The sequence below is a fragment of the Mucilaginibacter celer genome, assembly GCF_003576455.2.
GTDB classification, from domain to species: Bacteria; Bacteroidota; Bacteroidia; order Sphingobacteriales; family Sphingobacteriaceae; genus Mucilaginibacter; species Mucilaginibacter celer.
This window is the reverse complement of the sequence record NZ_CP032869.1, coordinates 6,050,494-6,069,419: the sequence shown is the minus strand read 5'-3', so window position 1 is coordinate 6,069,419 and position 18,926 is coordinate 6,050,494. Positions and strand designations below refer to the sequence as shown.

The 18,926-nt window shown below is 43.1% G+C and carries 20 protein-coding genes and 1 pseudogene; 14 read left to right on the top strand and 7 right to left on the bottom strand.

Annotation, left to right across the window (positions count from 1 at the left end):
• Positions 1-141: 141 nt before the first annotated feature.
• From HYN43_RS25230 to HYN43_RS25220, 3 genes are read right to left on the bottom strand one after another with little or no spacing between them, the layout of a single operon-like run.
• Complete coding sequence (locus HYN43_RS25230; RefSeq protein WP_119406662.1) at positions 142-1,908, bottom strand: protein-disulfide reductase DsbD family protein; 1,767 nt, start codon at positions 1,906-1,908, stop codon at positions 142-144.
• 20 nt (positions 1,909-1,928) lie between these two features.
• Positions 1,929-2,381 carry a protein-disulfide reductase DsbD domain-containing protein gene (locus HYN43_RS25225; protein ID WP_119406661.1) on the bottom strand — a complete coding sequence of 151 codons (453 nt, stop codon included), beginning with the start codon at positions 2,379-2,381 and terminating at the stop codon, positions 1,929-1,931.
• 19 nt (positions 2,382-2,400) lie between these two features.
• Positions 2,401-3,177, bottom strand: a complete 777-nt coding sequence (locus HYN43_RS25220) for a biotin--[acetyl-CoA-carboxylase] ligase (RefSeq protein WP_119406660.1) — start codon at positions 3,175-3,177, stop codon at positions 2,401-2,403.
• A gap of 47 nt (positions 3,178-3,224) precedes the next feature.
• Here HYN43_RS25220 and rsfS point away from each other — a divergent pair, with 47 nt between their 5' ends.
• The 10 genes from rsfS to HYN43_RS25165 all read left to right on the top strand — a co-directional run bounded on the left by rsfS (position 3,225) and on the right by HYN43_RS25165 (position 10,972).
• Positions 3,225-3,599 (top strand): ribosome silencing factor, encoded by a 375-nt coding sequence (rsfS, locus tag HYN43_RS25215; RefSeq protein WP_119406659.1) that lies wholly within the window; start codon positions 3,225-3,227, stop codon positions 3,597-3,599.
• Positions 3,600-3,689: 90 nt separating this feature from the next.
• Entirely contained in the window at positions 3,690-5,807 is a 2,118-nt protein-coding gene (gene ftsH, locus HYN43_RS25210; protein WP_119406658.1) for an ATP-dependent zinc metalloprotease FtsH, read from the top strand.
• Positions 5,808-5,863: 56 nt separating this feature from the next.
• Positions 5,864-6,502, top strand: coding sequence for a LutC/YkgG family protein (locus tag HYN43_RS25205; RefSeq protein WP_119409118.1), 639 nt, complete (start codon positions 5,864-5,866; stop codon positions 6,500-6,502).
• A 312-nt stretch (positions 6,503-6,814) separates the two neighbouring features.
• The gene (locus tag HYN43_RS25195) at positions 6,815-7,177 is read left to right on the top strand and encodes a hypothetical protein (RefSeq protein WP_119406656.1); all 363 of its coding nucleotides are present in this window, start codon (positions 6,815-6,817) and stop codon (positions 7,175-7,177) included.
• A gap of 54 nt (positions 7,178-7,231) precedes the next feature.
• Entirely contained in the window at positions 7,232-7,891 is a 660-nt protein-coding gene (locus tag HYN43_RS25190) for a hypothetical protein (RefSeq protein ID WP_119406655.1), read from the top strand.
• Positions 7,852-8,682, top strand: coding sequence for a sensor histidine kinase (locus HYN43_RS25185; RefSeq protein WP_119406654.1), 831 nt, complete (start codon positions 7,852-7,854; stop codon positions 8,680-8,682). The genes HYN43_RS25190 and HYN43_RS25185 overlap by 40 nt, the downstream gene beginning before the upstream one ends.
• A gap of 25 nt (positions 8,683-8,707) precedes the next feature.
• Positions 8,708-9,289: a response regulator gene (locus tag HYN43_RS25180; protein WP_162996623.1), complete on the top strand. Its 582-nt coding sequence runs from the start codon at positions 8,708-8,710 to the stop codon at positions 9,287-9,289.
• Positions 9,290-9,318: 29 nt separating this feature from the next.
• Positions 9,319-10,389 carry a PA0069 family radical SAM protein gene (locus HYN43_RS25175; protein WP_119406652.1) on the top strand — a complete coding sequence of 357 codons (1,071 nt, stop codon included), beginning with the start codon at positions 9,319-9,321 and terminating at the stop codon, positions 10,387-10,389.
• 51 nt (positions 10,390-10,440) lie between these two features.
• Positions 10,441-10,626 carry a hypothetical protein gene (locus HYN43_RS25170; protein WP_119406651.1) on the top strand — a complete coding sequence of 62 codons (186 nt, stop codon included), beginning with the start codon at positions 10,441-10,443 and terminating at the stop codon, positions 10,624-10,626.
• Positions 10,601-10,972 carry a type II toxin-antitoxin system VapC family toxin gene (locus tag HYN43_RS25165; RefSeq protein WP_119406650.1) on the top strand — a complete coding sequence of 124 codons (372 nt, stop codon included), beginning with the start codon at positions 10,601-10,603 and terminating at the stop codon, positions 10,970-10,972. Before HYN43_RS25170 ends, HYN43_RS25165 begins: the two co-directional genes overlap by 26 nt.
• Here the strand turns inward: HYN43_RS25165 and HYN43_RS25160 are convergent.
• The 4 genes from HYN43_RS25160 to HYN43_RS25145 all read right to left on the bottom strand — a co-directional run bounded on the left by HYN43_RS25160 (position 10,953) and on the right by HYN43_RS25145 (position 13,986).
• Positions 10,953-11,330 carry a ribosomal maturation YjgA family protein gene (locus HYN43_RS25160; RefSeq protein WP_119406649.1) on the bottom strand — a complete coding sequence of 126 codons (378 nt, stop codon included), beginning with the start codon at positions 11,328-11,330 and terminating at the stop codon, positions 10,953-10,955. The two genes, HYN43_RS25165 and HYN43_RS25160, sit on opposite strands and share 20 nt — an antisense overlap.
• Positions 11,331-11,397: 67 nt before the next feature.
• Positions 11,398-12,144, bottom strand: a complete 747-nt coding sequence (locus tag HYN43_RS25155; RefSeq protein WP_119406648.1) for a zinc ribbon domain-containing protein — start codon at positions 12,142-12,144, stop codon at positions 11,398-11,400.
• On the bottom strand, positions 12,144-13,241 hold the full coding sequence (locus HYN43_RS25150; protein WP_119406647.1) for a Nif3-like dinuclear metal center hexameric protein: 1,098 nt from the start codon (positions 13,239-13,241) through the stop codon (positions 12,144-12,146). Before HYN43_RS25150 ends, HYN43_RS25155 begins: the two co-directional genes overlap by 1 nt.
• 382 nt (positions 13,242-13,623) lie before the next feature.
• Positions 13,624-13,986 carry a TM2 domain-containing protein gene (locus HYN43_RS25145; RefSeq protein WP_119406646.1) on the bottom strand — a complete coding sequence of 121 codons (363 nt, stop codon included), beginning with the start codon at positions 13,984-13,986 and terminating at the stop codon, positions 13,624-13,626.
• A gap of 129 nt (positions 13,987-14,115) precedes the next feature.
• On the opposite strand from HYN43_RS25145, the gene HYN43_RS25140 reads away from it, so the two are divergent.
• The 4 genes and pseudogenes from HYN43_RS25140 to HYN43_RS30675 form a co-directional block, all read left to right on the top strand.
• Complete coding sequence (locus HYN43_RS25140) at positions 14,116-15,096, top strand: NAD-dependent epimerase/dehydratase family protein (protein ID WP_119406645.1); 981 nt, start codon at positions 14,116-14,118, stop codon at positions 15,094-15,096.
• Positions 15,097-15,100: 4 nt separating this feature from the next.
• Entirely contained in the window at positions 15,101-15,892 is a 792-nt protein-coding gene (locus HYN43_RS25135; protein ID WP_119406644.1) for an SDR family NAD(P)-dependent oxidoreductase, read from the top strand.
• A gap of 3 nt (positions 15,893-15,895) precedes the next feature.
• Positions 15,896-16,168: a hypothetical protein gene (locus tag HYN43_RS25130; RefSeq protein ID WP_119406643.1), complete on the top strand. Its 273-nt coding sequence runs from the start codon at positions 15,896-15,898 to the stop codon at positions 16,166-16,168.
• Positions 16,169-16,474: 306 nt separating this feature from the next.
• Positions 16,475-18,787 (top strand): annotated as a pseudogene (locus tag HYN43_RS30675) (ABC transporter permease); the annotation flags it as partial.
• Positions 18,788-18,926 lie beyond the last annotated feature (139 nt).

The following is an 18,926-nucleotide window of genomic DNA, read 5'->3' as shown; positions in this document are numbered from 1 at the left end:
TTTGTTGCGGTTATGATATAGGTTTCCCTATTCATAACTTAATTAGGGTTATAAATATTGTTCGCTAATTAAACGCCGCCAACCAATAAAACGCGGCGTTTAATATTTTGCGCGAATTTACACTAATTTTTTACCCGATTATTATTTTTTATAGGCCGAAATGCCGCTATCTAAAAATTTAATGTATAGCGGGATGTGATATTCGGCAGGTAGCGGGGCTATCTCATTACCCGTAGCATCCTTTAACAGATTGCCTTCGCTATCCAGCATAACATAAAGTGGCTGCGAATTTGCGTTGAAACGTTTAGCCTCCAGATCGCTCCATTTACCACCAAGGGTTGTGATTTTTTTGCCGCTATAATCAGATGTAAACTGTTCGGCCACCGGCAAATCAGCTTTATCGTCAACTACCAGCTGTAACAATACAAAATCGTTTTTAATGCGACGGAAAACCTCCTTGTCCGACCATACATCGGCTTCCATTTTACGGCAGTTAACGCAGTTAAAACCGGTAAAATCTATTAATATCGGTTTGTGCAGGGCTTTTGATACCTGAAGGGCCTGGTCATAATCATACCATGCGTCAAGGCCCCTGGTTTTTATACTGGTGTAGTTTTCGGCATATTTTGGCTGCCCGATATTTGCAGGCAACGCTACGCTGGCTGAAGCCGGGCCTGCACTGCCAGAACCACCGTCGGGCACCGCTGAAAGGTTGAAATCCTGGGTGCCTTCGGGAGGTAAAAACGCGCTGATTGACTTTAAAGGAGCGCCCCATAAGCCCGGAACCATATAAATAACAAACGCGAATACTACGATTGCCAGGAAAGTGCGTGGAATAGTTAAAAATTTAACATCGCTATCGTGCGAAAATTTGATCTTGCCTATCAGATACAATCCAACAAGCAGGCCGATTGCAATCCACAGAGAAAGGAATACTTCCCTATCCAGCCAATGCCAGTGGTAAGCCAAATCTACATTTGATAAAAACTTAAGCGCGAAAGCAAGTTCCAGGAAGCCTAATACCACTTTTACGCTGTTAAGCCAACCGCCCGATTTAGGCAAAGTTTTTAATGCCGATGGGAATAACGCGAATATGGTAAACGGCAATGCTAATGCCAGCGAGAAGCCGAACATACCCATAGCCGGGCCTAACCTATCGCCTTTTGAAGCGGCGTCAACCAGTAATGTGCCTATAATTGGCCCGGTACATGAAAAAGAAACCACTACCAGCGTGGCTGCCATGAAAAATATCCCGGCAAGGCCACCCTTATCCGAGTTTTCATCCAGTTTATTGGCCAACGAGCTTGGCAGCGTAATTTCAAAAGCTCCCAAAAATGAGGCTCCGAATACCACCAGCAATAAAAAGAAGAAAATATTAAATATCCCGTTGGTTGCTAATTCATTCAAGGCATCTGAACCAAAGATGATCGAGATCAGCAAACCCAATGTAACGTATATTACAATAATAGACACCCCATAAATGAGCGACTGCATAACAGCCTTGCTTTTGTTGCCACTTTTTTTGGTAAAAAAGCTTACTGTTAAAGGCAGTAAAGGGTAAATACAAGGCAGGATTACCGCGGTAAAGCCCCCTATTAGGCCCTCAATAAAAATTTGCCAAAGTGTTTTTGGCTTTGCGGCCTTACTTTTTGATACGGAAGTTTTTGTTACCGCCTTTTTTGCCGCCTCGGCTTTTTTAACCGAATCCAGGTGCTTTTTCCTGATAGCAATACTGTCGGCAGCGGTAGGGATTGAGGTAAAATTAAGGTCGTTTGTTGATACTGTTGTATCGGCAGCCTTTTTCTGTACCGCATAAACCGGGTTTACCCCGGTTGCGGAAATAACAATAAGCGTAATTAATGCAATAAGCCCGGCGCGCAGGATAGCACCTTTATTTAATAATTTCATGACTGTTGAAATGCTGCTGATTATTTAGCTAAAGGGATAGTAAAGTCAACATCTTCGGGCGGAAGGCATTTCATATCGTTACAGGTCATGTACGTTAATTTACCTGTAACTGCCGTTGCTTTTGGCGATTTTAAGCTGATCTTCTGGCTAAACACAACCTCTTTTTCAAAGTAGCTTACATTCATGCTGAATGCCTTCTCATACTTCGTAATCGGGCTTGGCTCGGTAGTTTTGCCTGTTGCAGCATATAATTTTGACGGAGTAAACTCAAACGATGTTTTAATTGGCCCGCCGTCTTTAACGGTTTGCGAGTAAATATGCCAGCCGCTTTGTATAGTAGCTTTTAAAAATACTATAGCTTCCTTATCATTCACCTTTTTTGCCGCGTACGACCACCTTACCGGCGATTCAATCTGAGCGTAAGCGCCGGCGCTGATAATAAGCGCGGTTACCAATACCAATAGTTTCTTCATTTGTGTTTTGTAGTTTATTTTATTTGTTTAAAAATTTCAATTCTTTGAGGTTAAACTCCATTTGTACGCCCATAGTATCTTCAATAACAAGTAAACCCGCCGGAAGCACGTTTTTTACAATGCCGTTAAAAACACCTCTGTTTTCTGACTCAAAACTGCGCTCTTCGTTTAACCAATATAGTCGCTGCAGGTAGGCATTCCTTACAAATTCTGTTTGCCCCGCCCTTAGCTTTAAATAGTACACTTCTACGTACCTACAAATTTCCGATAATATAAGGGTTAATTCATAATCCTTTTGTAAGATTTGCTTTACCGAAGTGGCATTTACCGCGCCATCAGGAAAATTTTCCTGGTTTATGTTGATGCCTATACCCACTACCGAGTCTTTAAGCTTATCGCCCTGAATGCTGTTTTCAATCAGCATGCCGCCCAGTTTTTGATCGCCATAGTAAATATCGTTAGGCCATTTTATTTTCAGTTTGTCGCCAAGCAGCGGATATAAAGCATCGTAAACGCCCAAACTTGCGGCCCGGTTAAGATCAAACTGCTGGCCGGGCGTTAAAAAATGGGGTTTGAGCAGCAGGCTGAAAGTGAGGTTTTTGCCCGGTTCGCTGTGCCAGGTGTTTTGTTGCTGGCCCCGGCCGGCGTATTGCTCTTCTGCCATAATGACCGTACCTTCGGGTACTGGCGTGGAATTTGACAATAAATTTTTTAGGAAACTATTTGTCGAGTCGACTTGTTTAATTGTTACTAAATTTTGACCAACAAATAATCCTGAAAATATGTTATTTTGCAATGTGTAATAATTTTATACTCAAAAACGTTCAAAACTAATTCTTTTTGATGGTAAAAAACAAAGTGTTAAGTGAATCTGCCTATATTTCAGAACTGGCAATACATGGTATCCAGGAAAAAAAAGGCAATGATATTATCAGGTTAGACCTACGTAATATATTCAGTTCGGTATCAGATTATTTTGTGATCTGCCATGCCGATTCGTCAACACAGGTAAAAGCAATTGCAAATAGTATTGAGGATGAAATTTTCAAGGCCACCCGGCAAGATCCCTGGCGCAAAGAGGGTATTGAGCACGGCGAGTGGATTTTGCTTGATTATGTGGATGTTGTAGTTCACGTATTCAGGACCGATAAACGTGAGTTTTATGGAGTGGAGGATTTGTGGGGCGATGCCGAAATTAAATATTATAAAAGTGCATAAACATTCGTCACATAAAGGCTCAACGCATAGTCTTACTGTTACCGCGTAAAATTTAAATTATAGATTGTAAGTTTGAGCTCGTATAAAGAAATGAAAGATATTAAAGATTCTAAATCAGAAAATCCCAGGCCTATCCGTAAAATTGTGAATAAAAAGCCCTCATCGCCCAAGCCGCCTAAGTTTAACATCATGTGGCTTTATGGCATTGTTATTTTAGCTTTTTTACTGATCCCTACCTTAATGACCGGTGGTACCGGGAAACTTGTTAATTTCCAGGAGTTTGAAGCCAATATGCTTCGCACCGGCGACGTTGAAAAAATTGTAGCTTATAAAAACGGCGACCTTGTGGTGGCCGAGGTTTACATTAAAAAAAGCAGCCTTTCAAAACCATATTTTGCCAATAACGCACAAAAAGACAAAAGCATTTTCAATAGCAACACAAGCAACAGCGGCCCGCAGTTTTCGTTTACTGATGCCACTTACGAAAGCCTGAAAAAATCAATTGCCGATGCGCAAAAAGATGTGCCTGATGACCAGAAAGTACCCGTTACCTTCGAGCAGGGCCACGAAAGCCTGTTATCAAACTGGCTGGTGCAGGGCGTAATTATGGTGGTGTTGTTTGCCGGTGTATGGATTTTTATTATGCGCAGGATGAGCGGCGGTTCGGGCGGTGGCCCGGGTGGCCAGATCTTCAACATCGGTAAATCAAAAGCTACCCTGTTTGATAAAGAGGCCCAGGTAACCGTTACCTTTAATGATGTTGCCGGTTTGGAAGAAGCCAAGCAGGAGGTTATGGAGATTGTTGATTTCCTTAAAAACCCTAAAAAATACACCAACCTGGGTGGTAAAATCCCTAAAGGCGCTTTACTTGTAGGCTCGCCGGGTACAGGTAAAACTTTGTTAGCTAAAGCCGTTGCAGGTGAAGCACAGGTGCCTTTCTTCTCGCTTTCAGGTTCTGATTTTGTGGAGATGTTTGTGGGTGTGGGTGCATCACGTGTGCGCGATTTATTCCGCCAGGCCAAAGATAAAGCGCCTTGTATCATTTTTATTGACGAGATTGACGCCATTGGTCGCGCCCGTGGTAAAAACAATATAGTAGGCGGTAACGATGAGCGCGAAAACACCCTGAACCAGTTACTGGTTGAGATGGATGGTTTCGGTACAGATTCTGGCATCATTATCCTTGCTGCAACCAACCGTCCGGATGTACTGGATTCAGCTTTATTGCGTCCGGGCCGTTTCGACAGGCAGGTATCTATCGATAAACCGGATTTGATTGGCCGTGAGCAAATTTTCAAGGTTCACTTAAAGCCTATCAAATTATCTGATGGCGTTGATGCTAAAAAACTATCAGCCCAAACCCCTGGTTTTGCAGGTGCCGAAATTGCTAACGTTTGTAACGAAGCAGCGCTGATCGCTGCCCGTAAAAATAAAGAGTCGGTTGATATGACAGATTTCCAGGATGCTATCGATCGTGTTATCGGTGGTTTGGAAAAGAAAAACAAGATCATCTCTCCAGAAGAAAAACGCATTGTTGCTTACCACGAAGCCGGTCACGCTATTGCAGGCTGGTTCCTGGAACATGCCGATCCATTGGTTAAAGTTTCTATCGTTCCGCGTGGTGTTGCAGCTTTAGGTTATGCCCAATACCTGCCAAAAGAGCAGTTTTTATATACCACCGAGCAACTACTCGATGAAATGAGCGTATCAATGGGTGGCCGTGTGGCTGAAGATATTGTTTTCGGCAGGATCTCGACCGGTGCATTGAGCGATTTAGAACGGATAACCAAACTTGCCTACGCCATGACCAAAATTTATGGTATGAACACCAGCGTTGGTAACGTATCCTTCTACGATCCGCAGGGCGAATATCAGTTCAACAAACCATATTCGGATACAACTGCCGAAATGATTGATAACGAAGTACGCAAACTGGTTGATGAGGTTTACCAAAAAACCAAAGTTCTGTTGATCGAAAAACGTGCAGGTTTAGAAAGCATAGCTCAAAAACTATTGGAAAAAGAAGTACTTTTCCAAAGCGACCTGGAAGAAATTTTAGGTAAGCGTCCGTTTGATGAGCGTACCACTTACGATAAGTTTGTAAACGGCGAGGCCGCGTTAAACCCCGATGTGGATAACAACGCAATCCCCGAAACTGTTACCAACCCCGAAGTTACAAGGGTTGATAGCGAAGATCCGAAATTTTAATTTAAAATAACTATACAAAGCCACCAGCCTTGCTGGTGGCTTTTCTTTTTAGCACCATGAGGGACATCACCACATCAAAAGAAAAACTGCTTAAAAAAATACGCAAGGCGCTTCTGGAGAAAAGGGATAACCCATACCCTCAGCTGGAAGACCTTCCGTTTTATCCACCAACGGATGAAATGCCCGAGGTGATCTTCGCTGAGCAGTTCACCAACGTAGCCGGGCAGTTTGTTTTTTGTGAAGATGAGCTTCAGTTTATCGAAAACCTCATTAACCTGGCCGAAGCCCGCGAGTGGCGTAAAATTTATTGCTGGGAACCTAAGCTGCAGGAAATACTAAACCAGTTTGAATACCCTTTTTACGAAACCGATAAAGATTTTGAACAGGCTGAAGTAGGCTTTACCCTCTGCGAAGCTTTAATTGCACGCAATGGCAGCATTTTACTCTCCAACGGTAATATGGCCGGGCGCAGGTTAAGTATCTATCCTTCGGTACATATAGTGCTGGCCTATACATCGCAAATGGTGATGGATTTAAAGGATGGTTTTAAGCTGATCAAAACTAAATACGGCAATAACCTGCCATCCATGATCAGCAATGTTACAGGCCCAAGCCGTACGGCCGATATCGAAAAAACACTGGTTTTGGGAGCGCACGGGCCAAAAGAGCTTTTTGTGTTTATGCTGGACGGTTGACCGTTGATGGTTTTGATTACGCTGATTTCGTTGATTTTTTTGGGATCACACCGATTATTTCTGAACCGGGATCTGGGGGGATTGAGGGATTTCCGGGATGCCACCTTGCCTTTTTCCTTTTTCCTTTCGTCTTTTACCTTTTCCCTTTCACCTTTTGCCTTTCGCCTGTCACCTTTTCCCTTTCGCCCTTCGCCTTTCACCTTTCGCCTCCCTTCTCCGTGTTTAAACGGGTTAAAAAAATGGTGAAATAACGGGTAGAATAGTTTGCATTATTTATATAGATTGGATGCAAATTTAAATCCCCGAAATTACATGAAAAACATTGACTTACAGGCCGCCCGCGACATGGTGGAAAGGTACAAAAGTACCCGCAAACAAGTTATCGACAAAGAACACAAGGTTAATGACACCGAATCGACCTGGTTTCCGTTAGATAAATTGAAAGAATATATTCAAAACCTGCCTGCGGAAGCAACCGGCGTAAGGCTGCATCTTGGTGTACACGCACCAGGGCATGAAGATGCTCCTCATCAAACCTCTTTTGCAATGGTAGCAACAGTGGCAGATGAGAACGGAAATCATGTTGACGCCATACAAAGCGACAGCGTTGATGCCGGAGGCAGCTTAGGTGCGATAGTAAGCGGAAAAGACTGTCCGCCAATGTGTAGGCCATAAGAATAAGTTAGCTTGTTGCATGAATGCTAAAGTATATGTGTTATTTTAGCATTCATGTTGGTTTACTTTTACTACGCTATGGATGTGGTGGCTTTTGTATGCTGCCTCATTACATATAAATGGCTCGACAAAAATTTTAAATGGCTACTGGCTTTATTAAGCTTTTTAGTTGTTTATGATTTTGTTAACATTTTTGACTGGCTAAACCTTCACAATTCAAACGCCTGGTGCAATAACCTTGAAGATATTTTATTGTTCGGATTTTTTACGCGCTTTATTTTATCGTTCAACAAGAGACCTAAATTTCAAAAACGAGTTTATCTTATTGCTGCGATCATCATCCTGCTCTCATTGATAGATATTTTTTGGATACAGGGCCCCTGGACAAGGGCTACCGCGGCTACCGTTGTGCAAAACATGTTTCTGATATGGCTGATATGTAACTACTACTACCGGCTGCTTAATGATGAAAGCGATGAGTATATCGAACTGATAACACATCCTCCATTTTTAGCTTTAACGGGAATATTTTTTTACTATCTGGCCATGACGTTTTATTATTCATGTTTTAGCTATATGGCCTACCGCAAAAACTATGATTTTTACCTGATAGCAGCCACATTGCTCAATTTAACAACATTTGCCTTGAATTTCTTATTTTCATTTGCTTTTATATGCTCTTTAAGGAAGAACAAATTATCCTCATTATCATAGCGGGCACAGCCCTTATGCTCCTGTTGGGGGTATTTATTATCGGCTTTATGCTCATGTATCAAAAAAAGCATAACCGTAATTTAATGGAAAAGGAGCAGCTTAAAGCATCTTTTAAACAGGAAATGCTGAAAACACAGATCGAGATCCAGGAGCAAACCCTTAATGATATCAGCCGCGAAATTCATGATAATATTACCCAGGTACTGTCATTTGTAAAGCTTAACCTCGGCCTGCTGAATAATAGCCTGGATGAAGATAAAAAGGCGCGGGTAAACGAAAACCGCGAACTGGTTTCGCAGGCAATTAATGATTTGCGCAACCTATCGAAAAGTATGAGTTTTGAGCACATCGGCGAGCAAGGGCTGGTTAGCGTGCTCGACACTGAAGTTGGGCGCCTGACCCGCAGCGGCATTATCAATGCCGAACTTAGTGTAGAAGGTGATGTGTTCAGGCTGGGCGAGCAGCGCGAGCTGGTGTTGTTCCGTATTTTTCAGGAGGCGGTTAACAATACGTTAAAATACGCCAAAGCGGCCACTCTAAAAATCAGTTTGTATTATAATGAGCAAATGTTTAATTTGCTCATCGAAGATGATGGTGCTGGTTTCAATACCGAAAAAGTTGAGGGTAAAGGCGGTTCGGGATTGCGGAACATTGAAAACAGGGCGGCTTTAGTTGGTGCAACTGTAAATATTGATAGTTCATTGGGTAAAGGTTGCCGGATAAAATTGTCGTTCAATCCCCTGGTGCAACAAATTTATGCTAACGGAACCCATTCAAATAGCCCTGATTGATGACCACAAACTTTTTAGAAGTGGCATGGCTGCCCTTGTTAGCAATTTTAAACGTTACAATATCCTGTTTGAAGCCGCCAACGGCCAGGAACTGGTAAACACCATTAACCGCGGCATCATTCCCGAAATAGTTTTGCTCGATATCAGCATGCCGGTGATGGATGGTATAGAAACTACGCAATGGCTGCGTAGCAAATACCCCCAGGTTTGCATCATTATCCTATCCATGTTTGAGGATGCCGAAAAGGTGCTGCTGATGGTAAAGATGGGGGTTAAAGGTTATCTTTTAAAAGACTCCGAACCATATGAAGTGGAAGAGGCGCTGCTGAAAGTATCACAGGGCGAGCTTTACTACCCCGAATTTGTAACCCGCCACCTGATCACCAATTTCAACAACAAACTCGAAAATATTAAGCTTAACCCCCGCGAGATTGAATTTTTACGCTTTACCGGCACCGAGCTTACCTACAAGGAAATTGCCGAGGCCATGAACATCAGCGTGCGCACAGTTGATAGCTACCGCGACCAGCTTTTTGAAAAACTACAGATTAAAAGCCGCGTAGGCCTGGTTTTATACAGCATAAAAAATAAACTGATTGAATTGTAATTTGCTAATTTATTTAGCAAATTTGTTCAATGTCACACGAGGAAAATCCCGAATTTTTTAAGGGGCGCGGCGCACAGGTAAACACGCACAATAAGTTCCTGAAAAACAGCTATGTGCTCGATCATATCGAGGGCCTTGACGAACCTTTGCTCGAAAACAGCAATACCCAGCTTTTTGAAGAAACGCCAAAAAAAATAGTAAGCGAATCAAACAGTCCTGATCTGAGCCACATGTACTCCATTAATCCCTACCAGGGATGTGAGCATGGTTGCATTTACTGCTACGCCCGTAACAGTCACGAATATTATGGTTTTAGCGCCGGTTTGGATTTTGAACGGAAGATTATCATCAAACCCAACGCTCCGGAACTGCTGGAGCGATATTTTAATAAAAAGAACTACAAGCCGGTTTGCATCATGCTCTCCGGCAATACGGATTGCTACCAACCCGTGGAGCGCAAATTAGGCATAACCCAAAGGCTGCTCGAGATGTTCTGGAAATACAAAAACCCGGTAAGCATCATCACCAAAAACAATGTGATATTAAGAGACATCGACATCCTGAGCGATATGGCCAAACTTAACCTGGTGCATGTTAATGTATCCATCACCTCATTAAACGAGCAATTGCGCCAAAAGCTGGAGCCTCGCACTGTTACAGCCACGGGCAGACTATCGGTGATCCAAAAACTTTCTGAAAAAGGCATCCCGGTAAGGGTAATGGCAGCGCCCATTATTCCGGGATTAAACAGTAATGAGGTGCCCAACATTATCCGCGCAGCCGCGGATAGGGGAGCATTAGCCGCAGGTTTCACCATGGTGCGTCTGAACGGCAGCATAGCCGAAATTTTTAGCGACTGGATTTACAAAGCTTTTCCCGACCGGGCCGAAAAGGTACTGAATATGATCCGCTCCACTCACGATGGCCAGCTGAACGACAGCGATTACGGCCGCCGTATGAGCGGCGACGGTAAAATAGCCGAATCCATCCATCAAATGTTTAAAATGGCCTGTAAACGCTTTATGGGCGACAGGCAGATGCCTGAGTATGATTATAGTTTGTTTGTACCGAGGAAAGGGAAGCAGACGAGTTTGTTTTGAGAATTAGTGAGTAAAATAGATTTTATGTAAATTTGATAAAACAGGAAAAAGATGGTAGTCGTATTAAAAAAAGGAGCTACAGAAAAGGATATCGAAGCTATCGAGCGTGAAATTTATAAAGACGCTCCGGATACGGGCTTCGATGCAAAAAAGTATAACGGTGTGATTTCCTTAAAAGAGGATCCAATGACCATTCAAACCAAGCTTAGAAATGAGTGGGAAAGAGATTTTAGCTGATACCAATATCATTCTATATTTACTTAACGGCGATAACGCCGTTGAGAAGATCTTACAAGGTAAACGAATCTACGTATCTTTTATAACAGAGCTTGAACTACTTGGATTTAAAGGACTTTCGGAAAAAGAAGAAAAGAAGATCAAAAATTTATTGGACGATTGTACAGTAATTTCAATGAGTAATTCTTTAAAAGATAAATATGTTGACGTAAAAAAGAAACATGCTTTAAAGCTTCCTGATGCAATTATTGCGGCAACAGCTATTCTTTATAATCTTCCCTTTATTACTTCTGATAAGCAGTTCAGAACAATAGACAAGTTGAAGCTTATTGTGTATGAAGTTTAAGTTGTTTGTATTGATCAACCCCAACACCTAACCCCACCCCCAAAACATAGCACAACAAATCGCTCCATAAAAACCCTTGTCCCAAAACCAGCCTACCCAAAACAGTATGCCGCAAATCATTTATCCATGATGCCTGGTATAGCTGGCTAAATTCTATCGCGAAGCAAAATAGCAACGCAGCCACAACACTAAATTTAACAGCCCTGCTGATAAATATAAACCGCATCATAAAGTAAACCATTGTGGCGTATAAAACATCGCCAATAAATAAAGGAATAATCTTAAAATGCCGGGACAGCAGGCCGAGGATAATAGTGGCAATGGCTAAAGCAAAATAGGTGACACGGTTTTTAGGCATAACCAAATATCAACATAAAAGGCACCTTTTAGGTGCCTTTTCATATATTTAACTTTATAACGGTTGCTTATTGAGCTTCTTCAACTTCCAAAGCCATCAACTCGTCAACCAGAATGCGTCCGCAGTGTTCGCAAACGATGATCTTTTTGCGCTGACGGATGTCTGACTGGCGCTGAGGCGGGATCTGGTTAAAGCAACCAGAGCATGAATCACGCTGAATGGTTACAACTGCCAGGCCGTTTTTAGCGTTTTGACGTAAACGGGTGTAGGCGGTTAATAAACGCTCTTCAATGTTTTCTTTAGCTTTTGCTGCCTGTGCGTTAAGTTCGGTCTCTTCTTTTTCAGTTTCAGCTGTGATGGTACCTAACTCTTCTTTTTTGGCATCCAGGTCGGCCTGGCGAGCTTCAAGGTCGGCAAGGGCTTTTTCGTAAACCTGGGTTTTGTTGGTAATCTCGAAGCCGTACTCGCGGATCTTCTTTTCGCTCACCTGTATATCTAAGCCCTGGATTTCGATCTCTTTCGAGATGGCATCGTACTCGCGGTTGTTTTTAACTTCGTTAAGTTGGGCTTCGTATTTTTTGATGTTTGCCTGAGCTTCTTTGATCAGGTTTTTACGGGTAACAATATCATCCTCCACATCGTCAAGCTCACCTTTAATTTTTTGGATGCGGGTTTCAAGCCCTGCAACGTCATCCTCAAGGTCGGCAACTTCCATTGGCAATTCGCCTCTTACCTGGCGGATCCTGTCAATTTTGGTGTGGATAGTTTGTAGCTCGTATAAAGCTTTAAGCTTTTGTTCTACGGTTTGTTCCATTAAATAAAATATTTGACGGGGTTTGTATTTACTTCTGTTAAACGGACGGCAAAGATAGGAAATTTTTTCCTAATTATTTCATACAATAATTGCTGCGTAAATTGTTCACTTTCAAAGTGTCCGATATCGGCTATCACTATCTTTCCTTCGGCATCAAAAAACTCGTGGTACTTGTAATCGGCCGTAATAAAAATGTCGGCCCCGGCGGCTATGGCATGCTTCAGCAAAAAGCCTCCCGAGCCACCGCAAACTGCTACTTTTTTTATCGGCTTGCCTAATAATTTAGTATGCCGTATTACATGGGTACGCATTTTATCCTTCACCTGGAAAAGGAAACTTTCTTCATTAAACGGCATATCCAGTTCGCCTACCATACCTGAGCCTACCTGTTGGTGTTGGTTGCTGAGGTTGTAAAGATCATAAGCTACCTCTTCGTACGGATGCGCCAGGATCAGGGCTACCAATATTTTGCTTTCCAGGTTGGCCGGGTACACCGTTTCAATGCGTACTTCACTCTCCCTATGGCGTTTGCCTGCTTCGCCCACATAAGGATTGGCAGCGTCGTTACCTTTAAAGGTGCCTGTGCCTTCGGCATTAAAACTGGTTTCGCTGTAATTGCCAATATTGCCGGCTCCGGCGACAAACAGGGCGTCGCGAACTGCATCGGCATGGCTTTGGGGTACGTAGGTAACCAGTTTTTTAAGCAGGTTATGTTTTGGAGCGAGTATACGGCAGTTTTTTAAACCTAAAGTTTCGCAAATACGGGCGTTAACACCGGTCATCACGCTATCCAAATTGGTGTGGATGGCATATATGGCAATGCCCTTGCGGATGGCTTTTTCAACCACGCGCTCTACATAGGTTTTGCCGTTAAATTTTTTTAGGCCTTTAAAAACTATAGGATGGTGTGATATGATCACCTGGCAATTGGTGGCAATGGCTTCATCAACCACGGCTTCGGTACAATCCAGCGAGATGAGGGCCTGGTTTACCTCCTGATCGGGATTGCCTACTATAAGGCCCGAGTTATCGTAATCTTCCTGGTAGCTGAGCGGGGCAAGGCTTTCGAGGAAATTAGTTAAAGCAGATAATTTCATATTAGCAGTTACGCTAATGTATTAAATAAATTGTTGTGAATGTAAAAAGAAAATAAACAGGAAATAATTCAGAAAAGCCCTTACATAGTTTGAAGCGGCGTTTGCGTTAGTGATAGGAGCGTATACCGTCCGTTAGCTAACGGATAATGCCTCCCGATGGGCATCGGGACAGGTCGCGCAGTATGAGCGGATAGCACGGGCCGCAGGCAACGCCATAATTGTTATTTCGGATTTCGAATGTTCGATTTCGGAGTTTTTTGAATTACATCGATTTTTGGATGATTAGACCGATTATTTTGAAAATGCCAATTTGTGATTGATCGGATCGGCAGGTATTCTGTTAATTCTTAAATTCTGAAAATTCTGATTCAGACAATTTTGCTTAACTGCTCATCTTCGCCATCTGGTAGCTTTCGTAAGCCATATTTTTATTATACTCCAGGGTGATGGATTTATTGTTGATCAGATCTACAATAGTGCCAATACCACAAAAGCCTCCGGTTAGTAAATACAGTATCCCCATGCCTGTTTGCCCCAAAACAAAGCGCTGTACACCTGCAACACAAACAAAGCCCAGCAGGGTAAATAACAATACATCCTGCGAGTTTTTGCGCTTGTTGCTGTACACCATATAAAAATATTTTTTCTGGTTGTCCGTCAAATCGGGTGTGGCGTATTGTAAAAAGCCTAATTCTTCGGGCGAAAAACCTGCAAAATTATTGTAGGGGTCCTGGTACGTGTTCATTTTTGGTAAGGCTTGTTTTGATAGTTATTCCAAATTTAAATATTTCTGTCATTAAACCTAACAGTTAATCAACCCGAAAAATTTTAACTACGGCATAGGGGTAAGCCCGGCCACAGTTGTAATACCGGTATGAAAGTATTAGTAACCGGTGCTACAGGTTTTATAGGCAGGCAGCTTACCTTAGCTTTAGCAGAGCAAGGTTATGATGTTAAGGCGCTATGCCGCAATACCGATCATCCCTATTTAGTAAAACACCCAAACATTGAGCCGGTTACCGGTAATATCCTGTACAGGCAAAGCCTGGGCAGGGCCATGCAAGGCTGCTGCCAGGTTTACCATACAGCCGCGATGGCCAAAATGTGGTGCCGCAACCCTGATGATTACCACGAAACCAATGTGGTGGGCACCCGCAATGTGCTTGAAATTGCTGCTAATGCCGGCGTGCAAAAAATAGTTTACACCTCAACCTGCGGGGTATGGGGACCAACCATTAAACATCCCATGAGCGAGGACGATCCGCGCATAGCGGGCTTCCCGATAGCATATGAACGTACCAAGTACCTGGCCGAACTGGAAACACAAAATTTTGCCAAACAGGGTATGCACATCGTTACCGTAAACCCATCGCGTGTGTATGGTGAGGGGCCGGTTACCGAAAGCAATACTGTTGGCAAAATGGTTTCGGCCTACCTGCGGGGCAAATGGCGCTTTATACCCGGCAGCGGGGAGCAGGTAGCCAACTATGCTTTTTTAAGCGATGTGGTTAACGGACATGTGGCAGCAATGCATAAAGGCATCGGCGGCGAGCGTTATATATTAGGCGGAGAAGATATCAGTTTTAACGATTTTTTTAACACTGTAAACCAGGTATCGGGTAAGCAGCAAAGGCTTTTTCACCTTCCGTTAAAGGCTATTGAGGTTTACAGCCATATCGAAAAAATAAAAACCCAGCTTACCGGGCTGCAGCCTTTCTTTTTGCCGGAGTTTGCTGAGCGGTTAAAATATGATCAAAAGTATAGCAGCCAGAAAGCTATCAGCCAGTTAGGTTATTGTATTACGCCTTTTACCGAGGGGATAGACAGAACCATTAAATACCTTAAACAAGCGTAAGCACATGACAATTCAAACCGCCATTATAACCGGAGCCAGCGAGGGGCTGGGTAAATCGTTCGCCATCGAACTGGCCCATCGTGGTATTAACCTGATGCTTGTTTCGCTGCCCGCGTCGGGCCTGCCGGAGCTTGCATCATTTATACGCAAAAATTTTGAGGTTAAGGTAAATTATATTGAAATTGATTTGACTGAAGCGGAAAGTTATCCTGCTATATTTGAATATCTTAGCCTGCATCAAATTACGGCTCACGTATTGATAAACAATGCGGGCTTGGGTAACTGGTCGTGGTTTGAGGATATGAACATCGGGTTTTACAAAAAGCAGATTGAGCTGAACGTGATTACGCCGGTACTGCTAACGCGTTTGTTTTTGGCGCAGACTGATGTTGCTACCACTTCGTATATATTGAATGTAGGTAGTTTGGGCGGATTGTTTGTGGTGCCTAAAAAGCAGGTTTACGGTGCCACCAAATCGTTCATCAGGTATTTTACCAAATGTTTGCAGCTGGAGTTGATGGAATCGAATGTGAAAATAAGTTTGCTGAGCCCCGGAGGCATCAATACCAAACCTGAGTTGCTGGTGATGAATAATAAGCTGAAAGGCATCTCTAAAGCAACCATTATGGAGCCCGGCCACGTAGCAAGGATAGCGGTTGATGGTTTGCTGAAAGGTAAAAAAGAGATTATACCGGGTTGGATTAACCGGATGTTGGTTTTATTAAACAGTTTACTGCCGGCCGGTGTTAAGGATATCATTATCAGGCAGCGCCTGGCCTCTGTTATAAAAAGCTGAATTATGATTGCTTCATTACTAACCTATCGCCATATCAAAAACCTGTGCAGCTTTTTTAAGCGTACCCATAGCGGTTTTAAACTGATTAATAACGAACGTATTGTGGTGCTTACCGGCAATATGCGTGGCCTGGTGCTTTATTTTAACCGTGATGCCTGCGAGGTTAAAAACGGCAACCAGGATTTTATTAGTATTGATATAACACGTAATTTTTCGGTAGATATGCTGATGCAGGTTTTGGCGAGCCATAATATGATTACTCCTGTTTTTGAATAGTGCGGCGCATTCAATAGTTTACTCACCCGGTCTACGCTACGCTGGACCACCCTCTCTTCGGCAAGCCGCAAAGAGGGTAGGAGAACTAAAAAACAAATAACCCCCTCTTTACGCGCAGCGTAGAGAAGGGTGACGAGCGCAGCGATGTCGGGGTGAGTAAACGCAGGACAAATGCGCAAAGCCGGACACCTGATTGTCCGTATCCGAACGATAATCTTTCTTTGTTAAAATATAAATTATTGGTAATTAAGTTGTTAATATATTGGCATTGTTTTGATTGTTGAGTAAGCAGATAAAACCGGTATTATGCTTAAAAACTATATCAAAACCGCCTGGCGCAATTTGGTGCGCAATAAGTTTTACTCAATCATTAATATTGCGGGCCTTACTATGGGCCTTGCCGTTGGCATCCTGATCCTGCTGTGGGTACAGGACGAACTGAGCTTTGATAGCTTTCATAAAAACGCATCCAATATTTACCGCATGGAGCTTTTTGGCGGCACAGGCGCAAGCAAGCAAATCTGGTCGACTACGGTAGCGCCCATGGGGCCTTTAGCTAAACAGGAACTGCCAGCAGTGCAAAACCAGGTACGCATTACCAATAACTGGTTTTTTTCGTTATTTAAGTACCAGGATAAAGTTTTTAATAACGAAAGCGCGGGCTTTGCCGACCCGACATTGTTTACGGTTTTTGATTTCCCGTTGATAGAAGGCAACACTGCGAGGCCATTTACAAACGATAACTCGGTAGTAATAACCCGCGAGGTAGCTAAAAAATATTTTGGCGACGGTGATGCCATAGGCAAAGTGATTGTTGCCGATAATAAAGAAAACTTTACGGTATCGGGCATTATCGACAACTTTCCGCTCAACTCAAGCATCCACTATGATATGATTATGCCGATGAGCTATCATATCAAGTATATGCTGAAGAATAACAATGTTGACCTGAACCACGATTTCAGCAATTATTCGTACGAAACTTACCTGCAGCTGAAACCCGGCACATCGTTAAAACAACTCTCAGCCGATTTAAACAAAGTTCACCTTAAGCGTCGCCCCGAAGATACCGATGCCGATTACCTGTTGCTGCCATCTACAAAAATGCACCTTTACAATGCCGATGGTACCGACAAAGGCATCAGTACTGTACGTATTTTCATAGTGATTGCCCTGGTAATTTTGGTGATAGCCTGTATTAATTATGTAAACCTTTCAACGGCACGGGCTATGCTGCGTGCCAAAGAGATCAGTATGCGCAAAATTATTGGCGCAGCCAAAACGCAATTATTTATGCAGTTTGTGGTAGAAACTGCTTTGCTGTTTATGCTTTCGTCGGTTTTGGCCATATTGCTTATTTATAACCTGATGCCGGTATTTAACAGTATAGCGGGTAAGCAACTGGTGTTTAACCTGGCCAATTACCATATCTGGATGGTGATTGGTGGTACAATTGCTGCAACATTACTGCTCTCGAGCATTTACCCTGCCTTGTTACTATCATCCTTCGAGCCGCTGAAAGCTTTAAAAGGCAAAATATCAAACAGCATTGGCGATGTACTTTTCCGCAAGATACTGGTGGTGGTGCAGTTTACATTTTCGGTGGTGCTTATCATCGGTACCATTGTCATAACAGGTCAATTGAACTATATCCGGTCGAAGGATTTGGGGTATGATAAAAGCCATGTATTCGCTTTCTGGATGCGCGATATGAAAGATCATTATGATGCTGTTAAAGCCGAATTGCTTAAGCAACCTGGTGTTGAGGCGGTAACGCGCTCTACCGGAAACATTGTTCATAACGGCGGCATATCCGGCGATACCGATTGGGATGGCAAAGCCGTTGGGCAAACTTTTATTGTGCATCCTCAGGGTATTGATAAAGATTTTATCTCGTTTTTTAAAATGAAGATGGCCGCTGGCAGTAGTTTTACCGGTTCGGTAAGCGATTCGGCGCATTACATCCTGAACGAGGCCGCCATTAAAGAGTTGGGTATGAAAGATCCGATTGGAAAGCGTTTTAAACTCCGTAAAACCGAAGGAACGATTATTGGCGTTGTTAAAGATTTTCATTTCGACAGCATGCGCGAAAAAATTGGTCCGGCAGTATTTTTTTACCAGCCCGATGCTTATGCCTCCATCTATATCAAAACCACAACTAACGGCGCACCAAACGCCATAGCCGCTGCCGAAAAGCAGTTTAAACAATACAACGGCCTATTCCCGTTCGATTATACGTTTTTGGACGACGTTTTCAACAACCTTTACAAAGGCGAACAGCGCGAAGGCGTTTTGTTTAACTATTTTGCCGGGATAGCCATTTTTATTTCATGCCTTGGCTTGTTTGGTTTGGCAGCCTTTACCGCCCAGGTGCGCACCCGCGAAATTGGTGTGCGTAAGGTTTTAGGTGCAACGGTTACCAATGTTGTGGCGCTATTGGCTAAAGATTTTATGAAACTGGTGCTGATAGCTATCGTTGTAGCATTTCCGGTAGCCTGGCTGGCTATGAGTCATTGGCTGGATGCCTTTGCCTATCGCGTTGGTATTAGCTGGGTAACATTTGTTTTGGCAGCGGGCATTGCGGTGCTGATTGCTTTTGTTACTATCAGCTTTCAATCGGTTAAGGCGGCGCTTACTAATCCGGTGGATAGTTTGCGGAGGGAATAAAACTCTTAGAAAAAAACACTTACTGCGAGTAATTAAACGCGGAGACATCTGAAAGAAATATGACACCCCCCTCTTGTCATCCTGAGTAATT